1 protein-coding gene is annotated in these 391 nt (G+C 42.5%); it reads right to left on the reverse strand.

The features are described from left to right. Positions 1-391 (reverse strand): IS1 family transposase (locus EI162_RS14995; protein ID WP_192524994.1); only part of this gene is annotated, 391 nt, incomplete at both ends.

Here is a 391-nt window from a genome sequence, read left to right on the forward strand (position 1 = left end):
TGATAGAGCCATAGCTTACTTTAAGTTGCTTTAAACGTGCTCTTAGCTTCTTAGCCGTTTTTAGGTCACGTTTGCCCCAAACATGAGCGACAATCTCATTAGTAGCACGATCATAAACGTAAATGAGCCAAACTTTACGTTTCTTGCGATACACGTAAGTCCAAAACTCATCAACCTCTAAGCGTTCATAGTAGCGCTTTTTAGGCGCGATCTTATAAACAGATGAGCCTATGGTGCTCAATACTTTACCGATACTGACTGAGGCTATAACGGCTATGTCTCTGACGCCGCAACCTCTAACCGTCATTAGCCGTATGATGTCTTCTATTTTAGAGTGACAGCCATGATAAGTTAAGGCATGGTCGCCAATGAATTGACGTTTGCAGTCCTT

The organism is Psychrobacter sp. FME6, assembly GCF_014861365.1.
Taxonomy (GTDB): Bacteria; Pseudomonadota; Gammaproteobacteria; order Pseudomonadales; family Moraxellaceae; genus Psychrobacter.